Source organism: Pseudomonas sp. 3JA, from assembly GCF_036961705.1.
Lineage (GTDB): Bacteria > Pseudomonadota > Gammaproteobacteria > Pseudomonadales > Pseudomonadaceae > Aquipseudomonas > Aquipseudomonas fluorescens_Q.
Genome location: NZ_JBAMDJ010000012.1, coordinates 82615 through 106102, shown reverse-complemented (window position 1 = coordinate 106102; position 23488 = coordinate 82615). Strand labels below are relative to the sequence as shown.

Here is a 23488-nt window from a genome sequence, read left to right as displayed (position 1 = left end):
TCTGCGTTCCGCTCTACGAGGGACGCGGAGCGTCCCGGACTGCATTCCCACACGGAGCGTGGGAATGATCCTGACGGAGGACATCAATGAAAACCCTCTGGCAAAACTGCCACGCCGCCACCATGGCCCAGGGCGTCTACTCGATCATCGAAGACGCCGCCATCGTTACCCAGGGCAAGCACATCCAATGGATCGGCCCGCGTGCCGAATTGCCGACGGGTGACTACCCGGCGGTCAACGACCTCAAGGGCGCCTGGGTCACGCCGGGGCTGATCGACTGTCACACCCACACGGTATTTGGCGGCAACCGCAGCGGTGAGTTCGAGCAGCGCCTGCAAGGCGTCAGCTACGCCGAGATTGCCGCAGCCGGCGGTGGCATCGCCAGCACCGTACGCGCCACCCGCGCCGCCAGTGAAGACGAGCTGTTCGCCAGCGCCGCCAAGCGCCTGGGTAGCCTGATGCGCGACGGCGTGACCACGGTGGAAATCAAATCCGGTTACGGCCTGGACCTGGCCAGCGAGCGCAAGATCCTACGCGTCATCCGCCGCCTCGGCGCAGAGCTGCCAGTCAGCGTGCGCAGCACTTGTCTGGCAGCCCACGCTTTGCCGCCGGAATACAAGGATCGCGCCGACGACTACATCGAACACATCTGCAGCGAGATGCTTCCGGCCTTGGCAGCCGAAGGACTGGTGGATGCGGTGGATGCCTTTTGCGAATACCTGGCGTTTTCCCCGGCGCAGGTCGAGCGGGTGTTTATCACAGCGCAACAACTTGGGCTGCCGGTGAAGCTGCACGCCGAGCAATTGTCGTCGCTGCACGGTTCCAGCCTGGCGGCGCGTTACCAGGCGCTGTCGGCCGATCACCTGGAGTTCATGACCGAGGACGATGCCAAGGCCATGGCCGAATCCGGCACCGTGGCGGTGTTGCTGCCGGGGGCGTTTTATTTCCTGCGCGAAACCCAATTGCCGCCCATGGAAGCCCTGCGCAAGCACGGTGTGAAAATCGCCGTGGCCAGCGACCTCAACCCGGGCACCTCGCCGGCGTTGTCGTTGCGCTTGATGTTGAACATGGCCTGCACCTGCTTCCGCATGACCCCGGAAGAAGCCTTGGCGGGGGCGACGATTCATGCGGCCCAGGCCTTGGGCATGGCTCAAACCCACGGTTCGCTGGCAGCCGGCAAGGTCGCGGACTTTGTCGCCTGGCACATCGACCGCCCGGCCGACCTGGCGTACTGGCTCGGTGGCGATCTGGAAAAACGCGTCGTGCGTCACGGCGTGGAAATCGATTGAGGAGAACGGTTGTGGAGAAGGTCCTGAATTTCAAGCAAGGGCGCGTGCCGCTGTTGATCAGCATGCCTCACGCCGGCCTGCGCCTGACTCCGGCGGTACAGGCCGGGTTGATCCCCGAGGCGCAAAGCCTGCCAGATACCGACTGGCACATCCCAAGGCTCTACGAATTTGCCGCCGAGCTGGGCGCCAGCACCCTGGCCGCCGAGTACTCACGGTTCGTCGTCGACCTGAACCGCCCCTCCGATGACAAACCGATGTACGTCGGCGCCACCACCGGTTTGTACCCGGCGACGCTGTTCGATGGCGTGCCGTTGTTTCGCCAAGGGCTGGAGCCGTCGGCCGAGGAGCGGGCGAGGTATCTGCAACAGATCTGGATGCCTTACCACCAGGCGCTGCGGCAGGAACTGGCGCGGCTCAAGGCCGAGTTCGGTTATGCCTTGCTGTTCGACGCCCATTCGATCCGTTCGGTGATCCCGCACCTGTTCGACGGCAAGCTGCCGGACTTCAACCTCGGCACGTTCAACGGTGCCAGTTGCGACCCGATCCTGGCCAGCCAGCTCGAAGCCATCTGCGCTCGCCATGGTCAGTTCACCCACGTGCTCAACGGGCGGTTCAAGGGCGGACACATTACGCGGCACTACGGTAATCCGGCCGAAGACATCCACGCGGTGCAACTGGAACTTTGCCAGAGCACCTACATGGAAGAGTACGAACCGTTCAACTATCGCGCCGACCTGGCGGAGCCGACGCAAGTGGTACTCAGGCAATTGCTGGAAGGCTTGTTGGTGTGGGGGCGGCAGGCTTACAAAAAATAAACAGTGCGCGTACCTCTGTGGCGAGGGAGCTTGCTCCCGCTCGAGTGCGTAGCGCTCGCAAGTTTTTGGGGCCGCTGCGCAGCCCAACGGGAGCAAGCTCCCTCGCCACAGAGGTCTTCAGAGCGCTCAACCTGTCGCCACCGTGCAAAACCGAGTCGCCACAGTTCATCTTCAGCCCCTCGGCGCTGCGTAATGTTTTGGGCACGGTGCAGCAAGACACCGACCTACAATAATCCGCTGCCGCACGAGACCTTCCCGATGAAAAGACTGTTCAAACGCTGTCTGTCGATCCTCTGCGGTACCACCCTCTTGAGCGCCGGGGCGATGGCCGCCGAGCCTGCGTCGTGCCAGACCGTGCGCATGGGCGTGGTCAACTGGACCGACGTGATCGCCACCAGCGGCATGGCCGATGTGCTGCTCACCGGTCTGGGCTACGACAGCAAGCAGACCAGCGCCGTGCAGCAGATCATCTTTGCCGGCATCCGCGACAAGCGCCTCGACATCTTCCTGGGGTATTGGAAGCCGGCGATGGACAAGAACATCGCACCATTCCTGGCCGCCAACCAAGTGAAGGTATTGGACAAGCCCAGCCTGGCCGACGCCCAGGCCACCCTGGCGGTACCCGACTACGTGGCGGCGGCCGGGCTCAAGACCTTTGCCGACATCGCCCGGTTCAAGGACCAGCTCGGTGGCAAGATCTACGGCATCGAGCCGGGCAGCGGTGCCAACACCACCATCAAGACCATGATCGAGACCAACCACTTCGGCCTCAAGGACTTCAAGCTGATCGAATCCGGCGAAGCAGGCATGCTGGCGGCGGTGCAGCGCGCGGTGAATCGCAAGGAGTTCGTGGTCTTCGTCGGCTGGACCCCGCATCCGATGAACATCAACATGAACATCACGTACCTGACCGGCAGCGAGGACGTCTATGGCCCGAACGAAGGCGCTGCGACCGTGTCCACCGTGACCGCGCCGGACTATGCCCAGCGCTGCCCGAACGTGAACCGCTTGCTGGAAAACCTCACCTTCACCGCCGCCCAGGAGAGTCAATTGATGGTACCGATCATGGAGCGCAAGACGCCCCAGGACGTCGCCCGGCAATGGCTGCGCGAGCATCCCGAGGATCTTCAGCGTTGGTTGGCGGGTGTCATGAGCTTCGATGGCAAGGATGGCGTGGCGGCGGTGCAGGCCAGTCTCAAGAACTGAGGCCATTTCCGGGCACTGATAACCCTGTGTGGCGAGGGAGCTTGCTCCCGCTGGGTGGCGAAGCCGCCCCAAGAATCTTGTGAGCGCTGCGCACTCAAGCGGGAGCAAGCTCCCTCGCCACAAAAGCCTTTGAGCCACACCACGATGACCTACCCACTCTCCCAGGCAATGTCAGCCTTCATCGACAAAACCCTGAGCTTCACCAGCCTGGACGACAGCCTTGCCGGTTCGCGCCAGGCCTACAGCCAGATGTGCCGGGCGTTCACTGCGCCTTGCCCGCCGACGCTGGCCGTCGAGGATTTCGAACTGGCCGGCGTGGCGGTGCGGGCCTATTACCCGCAACGTGCGGCACCGTTTGCCGGCTGGCCATGCATGCTTTACCTGCACGGTGGCGGTTGGGTCGTGGGGGACCTGGATTCCCATGACTTCATCTGCATGGAGCTGGCCGCTGAGTTGGGCGCGTTGGTGGTGGCGGTGGATTACCGGCTGGCCCCGGAGCATCCGTTTCCGGCCGGTTTCGAAGATTGCCTGGCAGTGTGGCGCCACTTGGCGGACGCCCCGTTTGCCATCGACCCCCGTCGCCGGCTGGTGGTCGGTGACAGCGCCGGCGGCAATCTCGCCGCCGCGTTATGCCTGGCCTTGCGCGATGCCGGGCAACCGTTGCCCCGGGCCCAGGTCTTGATTTATCCAGCGCTCGGTGGCCCCGCGGATCTGCCGTCGCGTCACGAGTGCTTCGATGCCCCGCTCCTGAGCCGTCGCGAGCTGGAGCGCTATGAGGCGCTGTACCTGGGTGGCGCTCGTCCCTCGCTTTATGCCATGCCGTTACTCGCCGACAGCCTGGACGGCTTGCCGCCAGCGCTGGTTGCCGTCGCGCAATGGGATCCGCTACGCGACGACGGCGTCCTTTATTGCGAGCGGCTGAACGCCGCAGGGGGAGACGCCGTGCTGTATGTCGGCAATGGGCTGGTCCACGGTTGCCTGCGTGGCCGCGGCCAGGTGCCAGAGGTCGATCAGATGTATCGCACGCTGCTGGCGTACCTGGCTGACATGCTTTGACTGCGCAGGGGACATGCTCATTAAGGTAATTCGGGTTTATGATGCCGGACGGCAGACTAAATAGACGTCCCCACAGGGATGACTCGACCCCTTACGGAGCGCGCAATGCAGACTTTGTACCCGCAGATCAAACCCCATGCCCGGCACGATCTGGCTGTCGATGACACCCACACGCTCTATGTCGATGAAAGCGGTTCCCCCGAAGGCCTGCCGGTGGTGTTCATTCACGGCGGCCCGGGTGCCGGCTGCGATGCGCAGAGCCGGCGTTACTTCGATCCGAACCTGTACCGCATCGTCACCTTCGACCAGCGCGGCTGCGGTCGGTCCACCCCCCATGCCAGCCTTGAGAACAACACCACCTGGGATCTGGTCGAAGACCTGGAGCGCATCCGCAAACACCTGGGCATCGAGAAGTGGGTGCTGTTTGGCGGTTCCTGGGGTTCGACCCTGGCCCTGGCCTACGCCCAGACCCATCCCGAGCGGGTACACGGCCTGATCCTGCGAGGGATCTTTCTCTGCCGTCCGCAGGAAATCGAGTGGTTCTACCAGGCCGGCGCCAGTCGCCTGTTCCCCGACTACTGGCAGGACTACATCGCACCCATCCCCTTGGACGAACGCGACGACCTGCTCAGCGCTTTCCACAAGCGCCTGACCGGCAACGACCAGATCGCCCAGATGCACGCGGCCAAGGCCTGGTCCACCTGGGAAGGTCGTACCGCGACCCTGCGTCCGAACCCGCTGGTGGTCGATCGCTTCTCCGAGCCGCAGCGAGCGCTGTCGATCGCCCGGATCGAATGCCACTACTTCACCAACAACGCTTTCCTCGAACCCAACCAGTTGATTCGCGACATGGGCAAGATCGCCCATTTGCCGGGCGTCATCGTGCATGGCCGTTACGACGTCATCTGCCCGCTGGACAATGCCTGGGAGCTGCATCAGAACTGGCCCAACAGCGAACTGCAGGTGATTCGCGACGCCGGCCACGCCGCTTCGGAGCCGGGGATCACCGACGCACTGGTGCGCGCCGCTGCGCAAATGGCCCGGCGCCTGCTCGACCTGCCGCCTGAAGAAGCATGAAGGGGCTGTTGCAACGAGTTCGCTGCGCACGGGTCGAAGTATCAGGTGAGATCGTCGGCGCCGTGGACCAGGGCTTGCTGGTGTTGGTGGCCGTCGAGCCCGGGGATACCCGGGCCAGCGCCGACAAACTGCTACATAAGCTGCTTAACTATCGAGTATTCAGCGACGCCGACGGCAAGATGAACCTGTCCCTGGCGGATGTCGGTGGTGGGTTGTTGCTGGTGTCGCAGTTCACCTTGGCGGCCGACACCAAAAGTGGTTTGCGCCCGAGTTTTTCGACAGCCGCACCTCCGGCCCTGGGAGAAGAGTTGTTCAACTATTTGCTCACCCAGGCAAAACAGGTGCATGGCACTGTGGCATCAGGTAGATTCGGCGCCGACATGCAGGTGCATTTGGTCAATGATGGCCCGGTAACGTTCCTGTTACAGGTTTGAAAGCGCTTGAAACATCTTTTCGGGCCTGTTTCGAGGAAAAACTGGGAGTTTTCTCGATAAATACTTTGCTACCCCTGATGCGTTGTCACGCGGGCTACTAGATAATCGCGCGCTACGGGGGATCAGCGTTCGCTGGTCCATTTGACTTAGGTAGAGACTTGTCCTGGACCGTTTGGGGAATCATTTTGTCCCATCGGAGTCGGAACAATGCTCGCCAACTTGGCAAGAGTGGTCCGCAGGAACGGTTTTTCAGTGCCGTTACCGTGCAGATACTTTATCTGGCCGTTGGTTTTTTGATCAGTTTTCGGCGAGGGTTGCTCGTGATTGTTAGTCCCTGTAATGCACCAAAAATGACTGCCAAACGGTTTAGAAACGCTCTGGTAGCGGGCTCGGCCCTGCTGTGCCTGTTCGGCGCGGGCCAACTGTGGGCATTCAGCCTGGATGATGTATCGGCGAAGGCACAAGAATTGGCCGGGCAAAAGTTCGAAGCCCCGCGCAGCAATTTGCCGAACGAATTCCGCGAAATGAAATTCGCCGATTATCAGAAAATTCGTTTCCGCACCGAAAAAGCGGAATGGGCCGACCAGAAGACCCCGTTCCGGCTGTCGTTCTATCACCAGGGCATGCATTTCGACACGCCGGTGAAGATCAACGAAATCACCGCGACCACCGTCGACGAGATCAAGTACGACCCGACACGTTTCGATTTCGGCGACGTGAAGTTCGATCCCAAGGCCACCGAACAGCTGGGCTACGCCGGTTTCCGCGTGTTGTACCCGATCAACAAGGCTGACAAGCAAGACGAAATCATGACCATGCTGGGCGCGAGTTATTTCCGCGTCATCGGCAAGGGCCAGGTCTACGGTTTGTCCGCTCGAGGCATGGCCATCGACACCGCGTTGCCTTCCGGTGAGGAATTCCCGCGCTTTCGCGAGTTCTGGATCCAGCGTCCGAAACCGACCGACAAGCACCTGGTGATCTTCGCCCTGCTGGATTCGCCACGGGCCACTGGCGCCTATCGCCTGATCGTGCGTCCGGGTACCGACACCGTTGTCGACGTGAAATCGCGGGTGTTCCTGCGTGATCGTGTCAACAAGTTGGGCATTGCCCCGTTGACCAGCATGTTCCTGTTCGGCGCCAACCAGCCGTCCAAGGTGCTGAACTACCGTCGTGAACTCCACGATTCCAGCGGCCTGTCCATCCATGCCGGCAACGGCGAGTGGATCTGGCGTCCGCTGAACAACCCGAAACACCTGGCCGTGAGCAACTTCTCGGTAGAAAACCCGCGTGGTTTCGGCCTGCTGCAACGTGGTCGTGACTTCAGCCACTACGAAGACCTGGATGACCGTTACGAAAAACGTCCAAGCGCCTGGATCGAACCGAAAGGCGATTGGGGCAAAGGTACTGTCGATCTGGTTGAAATCCCGACCGCCGACGAAACCAACGACAACATCGTTGCGTTCTGGAGCCCGGAAAAACTGCCTGAACCAGGCCAGCCACTGGACTTCGCCTACCGTCTGCACTGGACCCTCGACGAAGCCAACCTGCACTCGCCAGACAGCGCCTGGGTCAAGCAGACCCTGCGTTCGACCGGTGACGTGAAGCAGTCCAACCTGATCCGTCAACCGGACGGTAGCGTGGCCTACCTGGTGGATTTCGAAGGGCCGTCCCTGCAAGCGCTGCCTGAAGAAGCCGAAGTACGTAGCCAGGTGAGCGTTGGTGACAACGCCGAGATCGTCGAGAACAGTGTGCGCTACAACCCTGAAACCAAGGGCTGGCGCCTGACGCTGCGCCTGAAGATCAAGGACCCGAGCAAAGCGACCGAGATGCGTGCCGCCTTGGTCAGGCCGCTTGTTCCTGTCGAACTCCCAGCCACCGCGCATTCCGTGGCCACGCTGGCCAAGGCCGACAAGGTCGCCAAGCAGCAGAGCGAAAAAGAGCAAGCCAACGAGCAAGCCGGCGAGCAGAAAGAAACCAAGGCCGTCAAGGCATCCACCGCCGTCGCCGAGCCGATCCCAACCCAACAGGAACCGGAACAGACTGAACAAGTCCTGACTGAGACCTGGAGCTACCAGTTGCCTGCCGATGAGTAATACGTCCGTACGACCAGAGACTCTCAGTGAGTATCTGGCCCACTTGCCGATGACCGACGAGCAGCGCGCCGAGCTGGCGGGCTGCACGTCATTCAGCCAATTGCATGAACGCTTGGCTTCCTCGACATTCGACGCACCCAACGAGGCGGCGCAAGCCTCGGTGGGCCGACGCCTGACGCTGAGCACCGCCGAGGAACTCGAGGACGCCGAAATGCTGGCCCTCGATGCCAACGGCCGGGTGTGCTTGAAGGCGACACCGCCGATTCGCCGGACCAAGGTCGTGCCGGAACCGTGGCGCACCAATATCCTGGTGCGCGGTTGGCGGCGCCTGACCGGGCGTACCAACCCGCCGAAGCCGCCCAAGGATGAGCGCGTGCTGCCCCATGCACGCTGGCGTACCGTGGGTTCGATCCGCCGCTACATCCTGTTGATCCTGATGCTCGGCCAGACCATCGTTGCCGGTTGGTACATGAAAGGCATCATGCCGTACCAAGGCTGGTCGCTGGTGGACCTGGACGAAGTCCTGCACCAACCGCTGTTGCAGACGGCCACGCAAGTGCTGCCGTATGCGTTGCAAACCAGCATCCTGATCCTGTTCGGGATCCTGTTCTGCTGGGTGTCGGCGGGTTTCTGGACGGCGCTGATGGGCTTTCTCGAATTGCTCACCGGTCACGACAAGTACCGCATCTCCGGTGCCAGCGCCGGCAACGAGCCGATTCCCAAGGATGCCCGCACCGCACTGGTGATGCCGATCTGCAACGAAGACGTACCGCGGGTATTCGCCGGTTTGCGCGCAACCTTCGAGTCGGTGGCTGCCACCGGTGACTTGGATCGTTTCGACTTCTTCGTGCTCAGCGACAGTAACGAGACCGATATTTGCGTAGCCGAGCAGCAGGCCTGGCTGGATGTCTGCCGTGAAGCCGGGGGCTTCGGCAAGATCTTCTATCGCCGCCGTCGCCGTCGCGTGAAGCGCAAGAGCGGCAACCTCGACGACTTCTGCCGTCGTTGGGGCAGCGACTACAAGTACATGGTCGTGCTCGACGCTGACAGCGTCATGAGCGGTACGTGCCTGACCAGCCTGGTGCGCCTGATGGAAGCCACGCCGGACGCCGGCATCATCCAGACCGCGCCACGTGCCTCGGGCATGGACACGCTGTATGCGCGCATGCAGCAGTTCGCCACCCGGGTGTACGGCCCGCTGTTCACCGCCGGCCTGCACTTCTGGCAGTTGGGTGAATCCCACTACTGGGGCCACAACGCGATCATTCGCATGAAGCCGTTCGTCGAGCACTGCGCGCTGGCGCCGCTGCCCGGTAAAGGCGCGTTCGCCGGTGCCATCCTGTCCCACGACTTCGTCGAAGCGGCGCTGATGCGCCGTGCCGGCTGGGGCGTGTGGATTGCCTATGACCTGCCGGGCAGCTACGAAGAACTGCCGCCGAACCTGCTGGACGAACTCAAGCGTGACCGTCGCTGGTGCCACGGCAACCTGATGAACTTCCGGCTGTTCCTGGTCAAGGGCATGCACCCGGTGCACCGTGCGGTGTTCCTGACCGGCGTGATGTCCTACCTGTCGGCGCCGCTGTGGTTCTTCTTCCTGGTGCTGTCCACTGCGTTGTTGGCGGTGAACACGCTGATGGAGCCGCAGTACTTCCTCGAGCCGCGTCAGCTCTATCCGTTGTGGCCACAATGGCACCCGGAAAAAGCCATCGCCCTGTTCTCCACCACCATCGTGCTGCTGTTCCTGCCCAAGTTGCTGAGTATCGTGCTGATCTGGGCCAAGGGTGCGAAGGAGTTCGGTGGCAAGTTCAAGGTGACGCTGTCGATGCTCCTGGAGATGCTGTTCTCCATGCTGCTGGCGCCAGTGCGGATGATTTTCCACACCCGCTTCGTGCTTGCCGCATTCCTGGGCTGGGCTGCAACCTGGAACTCGCCACAACGTGACGACGACTCCACGCCATGGAGCGAAGCGGTCAAGCGCCACGGCCCGCAAACCTTGCTGGGCTTCTTCTGGGCCTTGCTGGTGATCTGGCTGAACCCGAGCTTCCTGTGGTGGCTGGTGCCGATTGTCGGCTCGCTGATGCTGTCGATTCCGGTATCGGTGATTTCCAGCCGCGTGGGCCTGGGCTTGAAGTCCCGCGATGAAAGCCTGTTCCTGATCCCTGAGGAATACGCACCGCCCCAGGAACTGCTGTCGACGGACCAGTACACCCATGAAAACCGTTGGCATGCGCTCAAAGACGGTTTCATCCGGGCGGTGGTCGATCCACAACAGAACGCCTTGGCGTATGCGTTGGCAACCTCGCGTCACGGCAAGGCCGAGCCGATCGAATGGCTGCGGGTCGAACGCGTTCGTCACGCCTTGAAGACCGGCCCGACCGGCCTCAGCAACGCCGAGCGACTGGCCCTGCTGAGCGACCCGGTGGCCTTGTCTCGCCTGCATGATCAGGTCTGGAGCGAGGGTCATCCCGAGTGGCTGGCGGCGTGGCGTGAGTCGGTCAAGGCCGATCCTCATGCACCGCTGCTACCGCTACAGCCGGTGAGCGTGCAGCCTCAAGTGGCCTGATACGCAAAAAGCCCCGCTTCTGAAAGGAAGCGGGGCTTTTTGTTGGGCGCTGTTGTGAACACGACTGTTTGGTCCGGGGACAGGGTTAACACCTGTGGCGAGGGAGCTTGCTCCCGCTCGGCCGCGCAGCGGACGCCAAAAAGCGGGGGCGGCTGCGCCACCCAGCGGGAGCAAGCTCCCTCGCCACAGATCGTGGTGCGGTCAAGGTTGTGTGTTGACGTTGGGCTTCAGGTAGTAATCGAACGCGCGGTCGGTGGCTTCCTGGCGTTTCTTGGGGTCGGTTTCGGGTTCTGGTGGGTTGGGTGTGGCCTTGTGCATGGTTGACGCTCCTTGATTGATGGAGCCGCCAGACATCGCTGCTAAACGAAAAGGGTGGCGACTGTGCGCGGGTTAGCAGACCAGGAATCAAGGAACCCGGCGCACCGAAGTGCCCCACGCACAGCCACCATAAAGCGGACCTGCGTGCCTTGATATTGTGCCGAGCTGCTAAACCCGATCGCTGAACTGACAGCGACCTGCAAACGTTAGAGCCCGGGGGCAAGGCGCACAAGCCGGCGGATTCTGGCGTAGTTGTAGGCAATGGTGCAAGGCTCCGTAGCCTTGGGATGACGGATTGTGGGGCTCAGGTATTTTTGTATGTATATCCGTTATTTAGGTAACGGCTGCTGACGGTTCCGCTCTTACAGCGTCTCACTTTTGAGAAGCGAAAAAGTAAGCAAAACGCTCATGCCCCACCACTCGGCACCTCGCCTAGGCTCGGTGTGCCCTCACTCCGGCATTGCTCCGTGGGCCCGCCGCGAAGGGCCATCCATGGCCCAGCGCGGCTATCCCGGCATCCATGCCGGGATGCCCACTGCGCAATGCCTGCGTTCGGCCAGCGTGGTTAACGGGGCGCCGAAATCAACGTCCACCACGAGGCGGCCTGGTAGCCGACCTGGTTCATGGTGGGACCGCGTTTCCCCTGTGGGAGCGAGCCTGCTCGCGAAGGCATGGATTGGCTTGAAGCTGATCGTCCCCACGCTCTGCGTGGGGATGCATCCTGTGACGCTCTGCGTCACATTCCAGAAGCGGAACGCGGAGCGTCCCTGGCGGCATTCCCACGCAGGAGCGTGGGAACGATCAATAGGCACCAGTCCCTTGTGCGAGCTTGCTTGCGATGACGGCAGTAAATCCAACCGCTATGTCACGGAATTACCGCTATCGCGAACAGGTTGAGGCTATGAAGGTGCGACCGCAGTCAACCTGGATGTCGTATGTACCGGCCTCTTCGCGAGCAAGCCCGCTCCCGCAGGAGGAATGCGGTCCCCATCAAGAACCAGGTCGGCTACCAGGCCGGCTCGTGGTGGACGTTGATCTCGGGCGCCCCATTAACCACGCTGGCCGAACGCAGGCATTGCGCAGTGGGCAACCCGGCATGGATGCCGGGTTAGCCGCGCTGGGCCATGGATGGCCCTTCGCGGCGGCCCACGGAGCAATGCCGGAGTGAGGGCACACCGAGCCTAGGCGAGGTGCCAAGTGGTGGGGCATGAGCGTTTTGCTTACTTTTGCGCTTCTCAAAAGTGAGCCGCTGTAAGAGCGGAACCGTAAGCCGCCGTTACCTAAATAACGGATATACACACAAAACCATCAAACCCTAAACCGCCCCACCAACCCCTGCAAATGCCCCCCCAACCGCGCCAACTCAGCACTGGAAGCAGCCGTTTCCTCACTGGAGGCGGCAGTCTGTTCCGACACATCACGCACATTCAACACGCTACGGTTGATCTCCTCAGCCACAGCACTCTGCTGCTCAGCCGCAGCGGCGATCTGCTGATTCATCGCCTGGATCGCCGAGACGGTACGTGTGATGTTTTCCAGCGACGCACCGGCACGACGGGTCAGCTCGACGCTGCTGTCGGTCAGGCTGCGGCTGTTGTCCAAGGTCGCCGCGACCTGCTCAGTGCCCGACTGCAGGCCAAGGATCAGTTCCTCGATCTCTTCAGTGGACTTCTGGGTGCGCTGGGCCAGGCTGCGGACTTCATCGGCGACCACCGCAAACCCACGCCCGGCTTCACCGGCCCGGGCCGCCTCGATGGCGGCGTTGAGGGCCAGCAAGTTGGTTTGCTGGGCGACGGACTTGATCACATCCAGCACACTGCCGATCTTGTCGCTTTCTCGCTTCAGCTCGCCCATGGCGGTGGTGGAATTACCCACTTCGAGTGCCAGGCGCTCGATCTGGGCAATCGCTTCGCCGACGACTTTATCGCCTTCGCGTGCCTGGGCATCGGCGGCGACGGCCGCTTCGGAAGCCTCTTCGGCATTGCTGGCCACTTCCTGCACCGTGGCGGTCATTTCGTGCATGGCGGTGGCGACCTGGTCGGTTTCCGCTTTCTGGCTGTTGACCCCGGCGCTGGTCTGTACGGTAACGGCTGATAGTTGTTCGGCGGCGCTGGCGATTTGCGTGACGCCTTCGCTGATGCCGCCGATCAATTGCCGCAGGCCCACGGTCATGTTCTGCATGGCGCGCTGTAGCTGGCCCAGTTCGTCGCGGCGCTCGGAAGTGAGGTTGTGGGTCAGGTCGCCGGCAGCCACGCGTTCGGCGATTTTGAGGGTCTGGCCCAGAGGACCGACGATCTGCCGGGTGATGACCAGGGCGGCGATGACACCGAACAACAGGGCCAGTACTGCAGCTGAGACCAGGAAGGTCTTGGCCTTGGCGGCATCACGGTCGCGCACAGCGGTCTGGGAGACCGTCAGTTTTTGGCTGGCGTCGATCAATACGTCGCCTTGCTCTGCCATGCGCTTGAGTGCGGCGGCGTTGTCGATCTGGGAGTCGCGGAACTGGCTGACCGCTGCGCGATAGACATTGATCGAGTCGTTGGCCTGTTGCAGGTTGACGGCATGTTCCTCGGGCAACTGCTCTGGCAAGCGTGCGAGAAGCTTGAGGACATTGTCGATGGCCTCAAGGGCCGGTTGCTGGGCTTCGTTCTTGCCGCTGTAGGTATAACCGCGAACTTGATAGCGTGCTTGCTGGATCGCCTTGCTCAGGGTCACAGCGTTGTTGAACTGGGCGACGTTGTCGCCTTGCAGCAACGACTTCTCTACTTCAGCGACGCGAGCCACGGCATTGTCTGCACTGGCACCGAGTTTGCTGCGGGCATCTTCTCGGCTGGCGGTAGCGCGGGTCATCTCGGCGAAGGCTTTTTTGTACTCGGCCACGGCGGCTAATTGTTTATCGATCAGTGCGGCATCGGCCGGTTGTTCGATCAGTTGGCGGGCGGTTTTCAGCCCGGCGTCGAGTTTGCCAATCAGGTCGTTGACTTGCTGGGGGCCATTCTCGCCCCGCGAGGTGTCGTAGTTCATGCGTGCCAGGCGCAAGTCCTTGGTCAAATCGTTCAGGCTGGCAATGAACCCCAGCTTGTCGCCACGGCTGATGACGTTACCCAGGCCGGTCCAGCCCGTGAAGGCGATTATCACGGTCAGGAACAGCACCAGGCCGAAGCCGAAACCGAGTTTGCGATTAACGCCTACATTACCTAGCCATCGGAACATACTGTTACTCCCTGCAGCGCTGAGTTTGTGTGCTGGGAGCTATATCGACCGTTTGGAAGGGATCTGTAGAGAATAGATGTCACAGTAGTGGCCGCTTCGCGCCCAAGCGCGAGCAATCTCTGGCCACGGGTTTTATACCTGCCCTTATGGTTAGACCTTGAAGCGACCTACCAGCGTCTGCAAATGAACCCCCAACCGCGCCAGTTCGGCGCTGGAGGCGGCGGTTTCCTCACTGGAGGAGGCGGTTTGTTCGGAGACATCGCGAACGTTCACGACGCTGCGGTTGATCTCTTCGGCCACGGCGCTCTGCTGCTCGGCGGCGGCGGCGATCTGTTGGTTCATCGACTGGATCGCCGAGACCGTGCGGGTGATGTTTTCCAGTGAGCCACCGGCCCGGCGGGTCAGTTCGACGCTGCTGTCGGTCAGGTTGCGGCTGTTGTCCAGGGTGGTCGCGACCTGTTCGGTGCCCGATTGCAGGCCGAGGATCAGTTCTTCGATTTCTTCGGTGGACTTCTGGGTGCGCTGGGCCAGGCTGCGGACTTCATCTGCGACCACCGCAAACCCACGCCCGGCTTCACCGGCCCGGGCTGCTTCGATGGCGGCGTTGAGGGCCAGCAGGTTGGTTTGCTGGGCGACAGACTTGATCACGTCCAGCACGCTGCCGATCTTGTCGCTCTCGCGCTTGAGGTGGCCCATGGCTTCGGTGGAGATGCCCACTTCTTTGGACAGGCGTTCGATCTGGGCGATGGCTTCGCCGACCACTTTTTCGCCTTCGCGAGCCTGCTGGTCAGCGGCAACTGCCGCTTCGGAGGCTTCCTCGGCATTGCGCGCCACTTCCTGCACGGTGGCGGTCATTTCGTGCATGGCAGTGGCGACCTGGTCGGTCTCCGTTTTCTGGCTGTTGACCCCGGCACTGGTCTGTTCGGTGACGGCCGAGAGCTGTTCGGCGGCGCTGGCGATTTGCGTGACGCCGTCGCTGATACCCCCGATCAGTTGCCGCAGGCTGATCACCATTCGCTGCAGGCTAGCTTGCAATTGGCCCATGTCGTCACGGCGGGTAACCACCAGGTTATGGCTCAAATCGCCCGAGGCGACACGTTCGAGGGCCACCAGGGTCTGTTGCAGAGGCACGACGATCTGGCGGGTTATGATCCACGCAGCCAGCAGACCAAACGCTAACGCCAGGACGGCAACGGTAATCAGGGCCTCTTTCGCATGAATCGTCTCCAGGTCGCGCTTCTCAATCTGTGAGGCCGTCAAATGTTTGTTCAGCTCATGCAAATGGGTGTCCTGGTCGACCATTCTCTTGAGGGCTGAGGCGCTGGCGACCTGCGAATCGCGGAACTGGCTGACGGCTGCGCGATAGGCTTTCATTGATTCGGCGGCTTGTTGCAAGTTGGTTGCGTGCTGCTCCGGTAACTTGCCCGGCAGGCTCTCGAAGTTTTTCAGGACGTTTTCGATGGCATCCAGCGCCGGCTGCTCGGCGTCGGCCTTACCGCTGTAGGTGTAGCCGCGAACTTGGTAACGCGCTTGCTGGAGCAGTTTGCTCAGCTCGACCACGTTGTTGAATTGCGGGACGCTGTCGCCTTGTCGCAAGGCATTTTCGACGTCTGTCACCTTGGCCACGGCGTTGTCGGCGTTGGCGCCAAGCTTGGACCGGGCCGACTCGCGGTTCTGCGTCGCTTGGGTGAGGTCGACAAAGGCACGCTTGTATTCATCGACATTAGCCAATTGCTGATTGAGCAACTCCTGGTCTGCCGGGCGCACAAATCGTTTGAGGGCAGCTTGGATGCTCTCTTGAAGTTTGCCCAGGAGCTCGTTGACGGCTGTCGGCCCTTGTTCGCCGCGTCGCATCTCGTAGTCGAGACGGGCGACGCGTAAATCCTTGGCCGCCTCGTTGATACTGGCGATGGAAGCTTGTTTATCTGAACGGCTGATCACACTGCTCAGGCTGTTCCAGCCGGCGAAGGTGCTCAAGAGGGTCATGAGCAGGACCAGGCCAAAACCGAAACCCAGCTTGCGATTGACGCTGACGTTTCCCAGCTTTTCGGTTAACCAACTGAACATGCCGATACTCCCTCAAACCTGTTATAGGCCTTATGAAGAGAGTATCGACCATATGCCGGGGATCTGTAGAAATCGTCAGGGAGTCTAGCGGTGGAGAGGGCAAGCGTTGCAGCCAGCGAGGATGAATCGCCTGTGGTCACGTTGCACAAGCTACGAGGATCAGAACAATCGCGCGAGCAAGGCAGTTACCGCAGTCTCGACCCGCAGGATTCGCTCGCCCAGTTGAACCGGTTGCAGGCCGGCCTTGCCCAGCAGTTCGATCTCGTAGGGAATCCAACCGCCTTCGGGGCCAATGGCCAAGGTCACCGGCTCTGTTAGCGCTCGCGGGCAGGGCGGATAGTTGCCAGGATGGCCGACTAGCCCCAGGGTGCCATCCGCCATGGCTGGCAAGCGGTCCTCGACGAAGGGCTTGAAGCGTTTTTCGATGATGATTTCCGGCAGCACGCTGTCCCGGGCCTGCTCCAGGCCCAGGATCAATTGCTCGCGGATGGCCTCGGGCTCCAGGAACGGCGTCTGCCAAAAGCTCTTTTCCACACGATAACTGTTGACCAGCACCACGCGCGGCACGCCCATGGTGGCGATGGTCTGGAACACGCGACGGAGCATTTTCGGGCGAGGCAGGGCCAGCACCAGGGTCAGCGGCAACTTGGCCGGCGGCGGCTGGTCGAGGGTCACTTGCAGTTCGGCCTCGCGGGCTTCCAGGCGCAGCACCTGGGCGGTGCCCATCAGCCCACCGATGCGCCCGACGCGCAGGCTGTCACCGACGGCGCTGCGATGGACTTCCTGCATGTGGGTCAACCGGCGATCGCTGAGGATGACGCGGTCAGGCCCGATGAAGTCGGCCTCTTCGAGCAGCAGCAGGTTCACGCTTGGGTCGCTGGCGGCTGGTCGTTGTGGTCATCGACCGGCTGGTCCTCGGGTTCTTCTTCCCGGCGCTTGCGCACCAGGCCACCGAACAGGATGCCGATCTCGAACAGCAGCCACATCGGCACCGCCAGCAGTGTCTGGGAGAAGATGTCCGGTGGGGTCAGGATCATGCCGACCACGAAGCAGCCAATGATCACGTAAGGACGGATCTTCTTCAGGTAGGCCACGTCGACCACGCCGATCCATACCAGCAGCACCACGGCCACGGGGATTTCGAACGCCACGCCGAAGGCGAAGAACAGCGTCATGACGAAATCCAGGTAGCTGCTGATGTCGGTCATCATTTCCACGCCCGCCGGGGTGGCGGCGGCGAAGAATTTGAAGATCAGCGGGAACACCAGGTAATAGGCGAAGGCCATGCCGGTGTAAAACAGCAGGATGCTGGACACCAGCAGCGGCACGGCGATGCGTTTTTCGTGCTTGTACAGGCCCGGTGCGATGAAGCCCCAGATCTGGTGCAGGATCACCGGGATCGCCAGGAACAGCGAGACCATCATCGTCAGCTTCAGCGGTGTCAGGAACGGCGACGACACGTCGGTGGCGATCATTGTCGCCCCTACCGGCAGGTACTGGCGCAGCGGCGTGGAGACGAAGGTGTAGATCTGCTGGGTGAAGGAAAACAGCCCGGCGAAGATGATGAAAACCGCCGCGACGCAACGCAGCAGGCGTGTGCGCAACTCGGTGAGGTGCGATACCAGCGGCATCGGCTGGTCGTTTTCAGGGATATCGCTCATGGGGCTCGCGGCGGCAAAGTAGGGTCGTTAGGCGCAGGGACAGCAGGGGGCGCTGTATCCGTTACCGTCGGTGTCACTGGTGCCGGTTCAGCCAGCGGCTGCGCACCATCCACCGGCGCCTGTGGCGCAATCGTCGGTTCGGCCACGGGCTGAACCGGCGTCGGTTCCTGTTGGGTCGGCGTGAAGATTTTCCGCGCTTCCTGCTCCAGGGACAGAATATGTTCGTTGTGAAGTTGCCGACGGATGTCGTCGGCCCCGATTTCACGTTCAACTTCCTGTTTGATCGCATTGAAGCTGCGCTTCAGGCGGCCGATCCACAGGCCGGCGGTGCGCGCAGCACCCGGCAGACGCTCGGGGCCCAGTACCAGCAGGGCGACGAGGCCGACGAGCAGCAGTTCAGTGAAGCTGATCCCAAACATTAGTCAGTGCTCACGAGTCTTTGCGGACGGGCTCTTCGACTTTCTGTGCCTGCACGTCGATGGTGTGCGGCGCGTTCACAGGCTGGCTGGCCTGGGGGGGTACCGGTTGGGTCGGCTGCGCCGGTTGGCTAGCAGCCGCCGACGGGTCGGCCGGTTTTTCGTCGTCGTTCATGGCCTTGCGAAAGCCCTTGATCGACTCGCCGACATCGGTGCCGAGGTTTTTCAGTTTCTTGGTACCGAACACCAGCACCACGACGACCAGGATGACGACCCAGTGTTTCCAGTCAAAGATACCCATGTGGCTACTCCTCTCAAAAATTGATCAGGCGGACGGGCGCGAGGCTTTCTCGACGTGCCCGGACAGACCGAAGCGACGGTCCAGTTCATCCAGTACGGCCTGCGGATGCTGCCCCAGTTGGGCCAGCATGACCAGGCTGTGGAACCACAGGTCGGCGGTCTCATAGATCACGTCGCTGCAATCGCCACTGATGGCGGCGTCCTTGGCGGCGATGATGGTCTCGACCGACTCTTCGCCGACTTTCTCCAGAATCTTGTTCAAGCCCTTGTGGTACAGGCTGGCGACATAGGAACTGTCGGCCGCGGCGCCCTTGCGCTCTTCCAGCACCTGGGCCAGGCGGGTCAGGGTGTCACTCATGCGTATGTCCTGAATAAATGGCGTGCGGGTCCTTGAGCACCGGGTCGACGATTTTCCAGTCGCCGTTCTCGAAGACGCGATAGAAGCAGCTTTGACGGCCGGTATGGCAGGCAATCTCACCGACTTGCTCGACCATCAGGATGATGACGTCGCCGTCGCAGTCCAGGCGCATCTCATGCAGGTGCTGCACATGCCCGGACTCTTCACCTTTGCGCCACAGCTTGCCACGGGAACGTGACCAATAGATGGCGCGGTTCTCGGCGGCGGTCAGGGCCAGCGCTTCGCGGTTCATCCAGGCCATCATCAGCACACGCCCGGTCTTGTGATCCTGGGCGATGGCCGGCACCAGGCCGTCAGCGTCCCATTTGATCTCGTCCTGCCAGTTTTTCATCTTGAGTCCTGACGGCAGCGGCAAGCTTTAAGCTTCAAGCTGCAAGTAAAAAGCAGATTTATGTATGTATGGAGCTTGTGGCTTGCAGCTTAAAGCTTGCGGCTGATTCCTGCTATCGGCGAACGACCAGATACAGACCGACCACCATCATGATACCGGCGGGCCAGTGACCCAGCTGGCTCAGCGGCCCGCCGGTCGCCAGCACCGCGCCGCCACCCAGGTGAGCCGCGCCCAGCAGGCGCAACAGCCAATCGTCCTTGCGTCGTTGCCACGGGGGCGCCGGGTCGTGGGCGTGGGGCTGTGACATGCGTTCGAGCAGGTCGCGGGTCATGTTGGCCAGGTGCGGGAGCTGCTCGAACTGGCTTTGCACGTTGCCCAGCAAGGTTCTGGGGCTGACGCGCTCGCGCATCCAGCGTTCGAGGAACGGCTGGGCGGTATTCCACAGGTCGAGGTCCGGGTACAACTGGCGGCCGAGGCCTTCGATGTTCAACAGGGTTTTCTGCAACAGCACCAACTGTGGCTGGACTTCCATGTTGAAGCGTCGCGCGGTCTGGAACAGGCGCATCAGTACCTGGCCAAAGGAAATGTCTTTTAACGGTTTTTCGAAGATCGGTTCGCACACGGTACGGATCGCCGCTTCGAATTCGTTGAGCTTGGTCTCGGCCGGCACCCAGCCCGAATCGATGTGCAGCTGGGCGACGCGACGGTAGTCACGCTTGAAGAAGGCGAACAGGTTACGCGCCAGGTAGTCCTGGTCTTCAGGGGTCAGGCTACCGACGATGCCGCAGTCGATGGCAATGTACTGCGGGCTCCACGGCTGCACCGTGCTGACGAAGATGTTGCCTGGGTGCATGTCGGCGTGGAAGAAGCTGTCGCGAAACACCTGGGTGAAGAAGATTTCCACGCCGCGTTCGGCGAGCATCTTCATGTCGGTGCGCTGGTCGGCCAGGGTCGCCAGGTCGGTGACCTGGATGCCGTAGATACGCTCCATCACCAACACTTTCGGCCGGCACCAGTCCCAATAGACTTGCGGCACATAGAGCAGCGGCGAGCCCTCGAAGTTACGACGCAGCTGGCTGGCGTTGGCGGCCTCGCGCAGCAGGTCAAGTTCATCGTAGATGGTTTTTTCGTAGTCCTGGACCACGTCCACCGGGTGCAGCAGGCGGGCATCGGCCGACAGCCGCTCGGCGGCGCGGGCGAGGATGAACAGCCACGCCAGGTCCTGGGCAATGATCGGCTTGAGGCCCGGGCGGATGACCTTGACCACCACTTCTTCGCCGCTCTTGAGTTGTGCGGCGTGAACCTGGGCGACGGAGGCCGAGGCCAGGGGTTCGACGTCGAAACGGCTGAAGACTTCGCTGATCTTCTTGCCCAGTTGTTCCTCGATCAGCGCCACCGACACCTTGGAATCGAACGGCGGCACGCGGTCTTGCAGGCGCATCAGTTCATCGGCGATGTCTTCGGGCAACAGGTCGCGACGGGTCGATAGGATCTGTCCGAACTTGATGAAAATCGGCCCCAGGTCCTGCAAGGCCAGGCGCAAGCGCGCACCGCGACTCAGGTCCAGCGTTCGCCGGGGAAACCAGCGCCACGGCAGCACGAAGCGCAGGGCCAGGAGAAACCAGGGCAGCGGCAGGGCGAACAGCAGGTCATCGAGGCGGTAGCGGATCACGACGCGCTGGATGCGCAACAAACGGCGGACGGCAAGCAGCTTCATGCGTTATCGCTTGGTTTCAAGGGATCGGGAAAGGCGCTCGAAACGCGCCTCGAGACGTTCCAGGTCAAGTTTGATCTGGTCCAGTTCATTAAAACGGGCTTGTGCTTCGCGTTGGCCTACGAGGGTACGCGATTCTTCGGCCAGGTATTCACTCAGATTCTGCCCCAGGCTGGCGAACCCTTGCCGATACCAGCGGCTGCGGCTGCGCAAATGGCCGCTGAGCAATTGGGTCGCCACCGGACCGATCCAGCGAGACACTTCGTATTCCCAGTCCAGTTCCAGGTCCTGGAGAATCGCCGCCAGCTCCAGCAGTACGCCGCTGTCGCCGTCGAGCTCCACGTCGGGGCTGTGCAGCACCGCGGTCTTGTCCTTGCCCAGGGCCAGGTTCAGCAGGCTCGACGCCGGTGCGCGCAGCGTGCAGTCGGCCTCGGCCTCCCAGTGCGCAGCGAGCATCAGGCCTTCGTCGCTGGGCAGGATGAACAACCGCAACGTCGGGCTGCGGCAGTCCACGGCAATCACTTTGCCGCTCAAGTGCGCCAGGCGCGCGAGCGCCGTGCTGTCCAGGCGCAACACCCGGTTGAGGCCGAGTTCAACGCTGGCGAGCAGGCCGGTGAGCAGCATCAGGGCTTGATACCGCGGTGCAGGGCGACAATGCCTGCGGTCATGTTGTGGTAGGTCACGCGGTCGAAACCGGCCTCGACCATCATCGACTTCAGGGTTTCCTGGTTCGGGTGCATGCGGATCGATTCGGCCAGGTAGCGATAGCTTTCCGAGTCGTTGGTGATCAGCTTGCCCATCAGCGGCATGAAGGCGAACGAGTAGGCGTCATAGGCCTTGGACATCAGCGCGTTGGTCGGCTTGGAGAACTCCAGCACCAGCAGGCGGCCACCGGGCTTGAGCACGCGCAGCATCGAGCGCAGGGCATCTTCCTTGTGGGTGACGTTGCGCAGGCCGAAGGCGATGGTCACGCAGTCGAAATGGTTGTCGGGGAACGGCAGCTTCTCCGCGTCGGCCTGGACAAACTCGACGTTGCCGGCCACGCCCAGGTCCAGCAGGCGGTCGCGACCGACCTTGAGCATGGATTCGTTGATGTCGGCCAGGACGACTTGGCCGGTCGGCCCAACGATGTGGGAAAACTTCTTCGTCAGGTCGCCCGTGCCGCCGGCGATGTCCAGTACGCGATTACCACTGCGCACGCCCGACAGTTCGATCGCGAAACGCTTCCACAGGCGGTGCATGCCGCCCGAGAGCAGGTCGTTCATCAAGTCATACTTGGCGGCTACGGAGTGGAAAACCTCAGCGACTTTTTCCGCTTTCTGGCTTTCCGGCACGTTCTTGAAGCCGAAGTGAGTGGTGGGTTCGGCATCGCTGCCTTTGCGCTGATCAGTCATATCGCGGTCACCAAAAAAGAATGCGGGACATTCTAATCCCGGTGGAGGGCTTTGTCTTGGCAAGGCTGAAGGTAAGATGGGCGACCGCCGGGACGTTTTGACGCAGGCAGGGTCTGAAACGTTCAGGCAAGTCCCGATAAAACAGGAGTCACCCGATGGCCCGTATAACGGTTGAGCGTGCCCATGGCCTGGGCAAGGAAGCGGCACGAGAGAAAGCCGACAAGCTGGCGCAGAAGTTGTCCGACAGCTATGGCCTGGAGCCGCAGTGGGAGGGCGACACCCTGAAACTCAAGCGTTCCGGGGTCAAGGGCGAAGTGCATGTTGGCGAGGACTCGATCCGCGTCGATGTGGAGCTGGGCATGTTGATGTCGGCCATGAGCGGCACGATCAAGACGGAAATCGAAAAGGCGCTGGATAAAGCGTTGGCTTGATCGACGAAAGAAGGGAAGTACAGCACTCAAGATCACCACCTTTCCCTGTGGGAGCGACTTTGCTCGTGATTACGCAGTATCAGTCAATGTCGATGTGACTGACCCAATGCAATCGCGAGCAAGCTCGCTCCCACAGGGAAAGTCATCGCCCTCAGGTTTGTGTCAGTTGTTAGGGTGCCGTTTCTAATTATTGTCACTACTTTGTGCCTGAGCCCGACCGTGTGCGGGCAGTTCCTCAAACCATTTTCGAGTGAGGTGCACCATGGCCAAAGTTATTCTGAAGAAAAAAACCGACGTTGAATCTTCCACGCTCAGCGACGTGAAAACGTACGCGCGCAAGATCTGGCTGGCGGGCCTGGGCGCCTACACGAAGGTCGGCCAGGAAGGCAGCGAGTACTTTCAGGAGTTGGTAAAGGCTGGCGAAGTTATTGAAACCAAAGGCAAAAAGAAAATTGCCAGAAAACTTGAAGCGGCCAACAGCGAATTGATTGAAGCCAAGAGCGACGTCAATACTTTTAAGGCCCGGGTTGAAGTACAACTCGATAAAGTCGAGAAGGTATTCGATGCCCGTGTTGCAAGTGCCTTGAATCGTATCGGCATTCCGTCTAAACATGACGTTGAGACACTCTCTGCTAAGCTCGATGAGCTGACAGCATTGCTCGAACGTGTCGCGCGTAAACATTAAGGAGAAC

Annotated in this window: 20 protein-coding genes and 3 pseudogenes; 10 read left to right on the top strand and 13 right to left on the bottom strand. The window is 61.5% G+C overall.

The features are described from left to right. Positions 1 to 86: 86 nt before the first annotated feature. From hutI to mdoH, 8 genes are all read left to right on the top strand, one after another. Positions 87 to 1289: an imidazolonepropionase gene (gene hutI / locus V7773_RS12120; RefSeq protein ID WP_092151013.1), complete on the top strand. Its 1203-nt coding sequence runs from the start codon at positions 87 to 89 to the stop codon at positions 1287 to 1289. An 11-nt stretch (positions 1290 to 1300) separates the two neighbouring features. Further along, positions 1301 to 2104, top strand: a complete 804-nt coding sequence (gene hutG, locus V7773_RS12115; protein ID WP_336073577.1) for an N-formylglutamate deformylase — start codon at positions 1301 to 1303, stop codon at positions 2102 to 2104. A gap of 258 nt (positions 2105 to 2362) precedes the next feature. Then, complete coding sequence (locus V7773_RS12110; RefSeq protein ID WP_336073576.1) at positions 2363 to 3310, top strand: choline ABC transporter substrate-binding protein; 948 nt, start codon at positions 2363 to 2365, stop codon at positions 3308 to 3310. A 144-nt stretch (positions 3311 to 3454) separates the two neighbouring features. Then, a complete protein-coding gene (locus V7773_RS12105) occupies positions 3455 to 4366 on the top strand; it encodes an alpha/beta hydrolase (protein WP_336073575.1) in 912 nt (303 codons plus the stop codon). A 105-nt stretch (positions 4367 to 4471) separates the two neighbouring features. Next, complete coding sequence (gene pip, locus V7773_RS12100) at positions 4472 to 5443, top strand: prolyl aminopeptidase (protein ID WP_003196909.1); 972 nt, start codon at positions 4472 to 4474, stop codon at positions 5441 to 5443. Continuing rightward, the gene (dtd, locus tag V7773_RS12095) at positions 5440 to 5877 is read left to right on the top strand and encodes a D-aminoacyl-tRNA deacylase (RefSeq protein WP_063323331.1); all 438 of its coding nucleotides are present in this window, start codon (positions 5440 to 5442) and stop codon (positions 5875 to 5877) included. Before pip ends, dtd begins: the two co-directional genes overlap by 4 nt. Positions 5878 to 6227: 350 nt before the next feature. Then, positions 6228 to 7970 carry a glucan biosynthesis protein G gene (locus V7773_RS12090; RefSeq protein WP_203417386.1) on the top strand — a complete coding sequence of 581 codons (1743 nt, stop codon included), beginning with the start codon at positions 6228 to 6230 and terminating at the stop codon, positions 7968 to 7970. Further along, on the top strand, positions 7963 to 10533 hold the full coding sequence (gene mdoH / locus V7773_RS12085; protein WP_336073572.1) for a glucans biosynthesis glucosyltransferase MdoH: 2571 nt from the start codon (positions 7963 to 7965) through the stop codon (positions 10531 to 10533). Before V7773_RS12090 ends, mdoH begins: the two co-directional genes overlap by 8 nt. Positions 10534 to 12159: 1626 nt before the next feature. Here mdoH and V7773_RS30460 read toward each other — a convergent pair. The 13 genes and pseudogenes from V7773_RS30460 to ubiE all read right to left on the bottom strand — a co-directional run bounded on the left by V7773_RS30460 (position 12160) and on the right by ubiE (position 22365). Further along, positions 12160 to 13023, bottom strand: a complete 864-nt coding sequence (locus V7773_RS30460; protein ID WP_371856961.1) for a methyl-accepting chemotaxis protein — start codon at positions 13021 to 13023, stop codon at positions 12160 to 12162. Further along, positions 13018 to 14064: pseudogene (locus V7773_RS30455) on the bottom strand (methyl-accepting chemotaxis protein); the annotation flags it as partial. The gene V7773_RS30460 and the pseudogene V7773_RS30455, both read right to left, overlap by 6 nt. Positions 14065 to 14214: 150 nt before the next feature. Then, positions 14215 to 14919, bottom strand: a complete 705-nt coding sequence (locus tag V7773_RS30450) for a methyl-accepting chemotaxis protein (RefSeq protein WP_442963484.1) — start codon at positions 14917 to 14919, stop codon at positions 14215 to 14217. A 198-nt stretch (positions 14920 to 15117) separates the two neighbouring features. Further along, positions 15118 to 16050 (bottom strand): annotated as a pseudogene (locus V7773_RS30445) (methyl-accepting chemotaxis protein); the annotation flags it as partial. A gap of 240 nt (positions 16051 to 16290) precedes the next feature. Continuing rightward, on the bottom strand, positions 16291 to 16998 hold the full coding sequence (locus V7773_RS12070; RefSeq protein ID WP_092345452.1) for a 16S rRNA (uracil(1498)-N(3))-methyltransferase: 708 nt from the start codon (positions 16996 to 16998) through the stop codon (positions 16291 to 16293). Beyond that, positions 16995 to 17792: a twin-arginine translocase subunit TatC gene (gene tatC / locus V7773_RS12065; protein ID WP_060739577.1), complete on the bottom strand. Its 798-nt coding sequence runs from the start codon at positions 17790 to 17792 to the stop codon at positions 16995 to 16997. The genes V7773_RS12070 and tatC overlap by 4 nt, the downstream gene beginning before the upstream one ends. Next, a complete protein-coding gene (gene tatB, locus V7773_RS12060) occupies positions 17789 to 18211 on the bottom strand; it encodes a Sec-independent protein translocase protein TatB (protein WP_092146802.1) in 423 nt (140 codons plus the stop codon). The genes tatC and tatB overlap by 4 nt, the downstream gene beginning before the upstream one ends. A gap of 10 nt (positions 18212 to 18221) precedes the next feature. Next, entirely contained in the window at positions 18222 to 18509 is a 288-nt protein-coding gene (locus V7773_RS12055) for a twin-arginine translocase TatA/TatE family subunit (protein WP_336073567.1), read from the bottom strand. A 24-nt stretch (positions 18510 to 18533) separates the two neighbouring features. Further along, positions 18534 to 18866, bottom strand: a complete 333-nt coding sequence (locus V7773_RS12050) for a phosphoribosyl-ATP diphosphatase (protein WP_003186671.1) — start codon at positions 18864 to 18866, stop codon at positions 18534 to 18536. Next, positions 18859 to 19257: a phosphoribosyl-AMP cyclohydrolase gene (gene hisI / locus V7773_RS12045; protein WP_063323322.1), complete on the bottom strand. Its 399-nt coding sequence runs from the start codon at positions 19255 to 19257 to the stop codon at positions 18859 to 18861. The genes V7773_RS12050 and hisI overlap by 8 nt, the downstream gene beginning before the upstream one ends. 112 nt (positions 19258 to 19369) lie before the next feature. Continuing rightward, positions 19370 to 20974, bottom strand: a complete 1605-nt coding sequence (gene ubiB, locus V7773_RS12040; RefSeq protein ID WP_072344992.1) for a ubiquinone biosynthesis regulatory protein kinase UbiB — start codon at positions 20972 to 20974, stop codon at positions 19370 to 19372. Continuing rightward, a pseudogene (locus tag V7773_RS12035) lies at positions 20971 to 21595 on the bottom strand (ubiquinone biosynthesis accessory factor UbiJ). Before V7773_RS12035 ends, ubiB begins: the two are co-directional and overlap by 4 nt. Next, entirely contained in the window at positions 21595 to 22365 is a 771-nt protein-coding gene (ubiE, locus tag V7773_RS12030; RefSeq protein WP_003196937.1) for a bifunctional demethylmenaquinone methyltransferase/2-methoxy-6-polyprenyl-1,4-benzoquinol methylase UbiE, read from the bottom strand. Before ubiE ends, V7773_RS12035 begins: the two are co-directional and overlap by 1 nt. A gap of 155 nt (positions 22366 to 22520) precedes the next feature. On the opposite strand from ubiE, the gene V7773_RS12025 reads away from it, so the two are divergent. Together V7773_RS12025 and V7773_RS12020 are read left to right on the top strand one after the other, a co-directional pair. Then, positions 22521 to 22796 (top strand): polyhydroxyalkanoic acid system family protein, encoded by a 276-nt coding sequence (locus V7773_RS12025; protein ID WP_063323320.1) that lies wholly within the window; start codon positions 22521 to 22523, stop codon positions 22794 to 22796. Between the two features lie 262 nt (positions 22797 to 23058). Next, complete coding sequence (locus V7773_RS12020) at positions 23059 to 23481, top strand: phasin family protein (RefSeq protein WP_336073560.1); 423 nt, start codon at positions 23059 to 23061, stop codon at positions 23479 to 23481. The last annotated feature ends 7 nt before the right edge of the window (positions 23482 to 23488 follow it).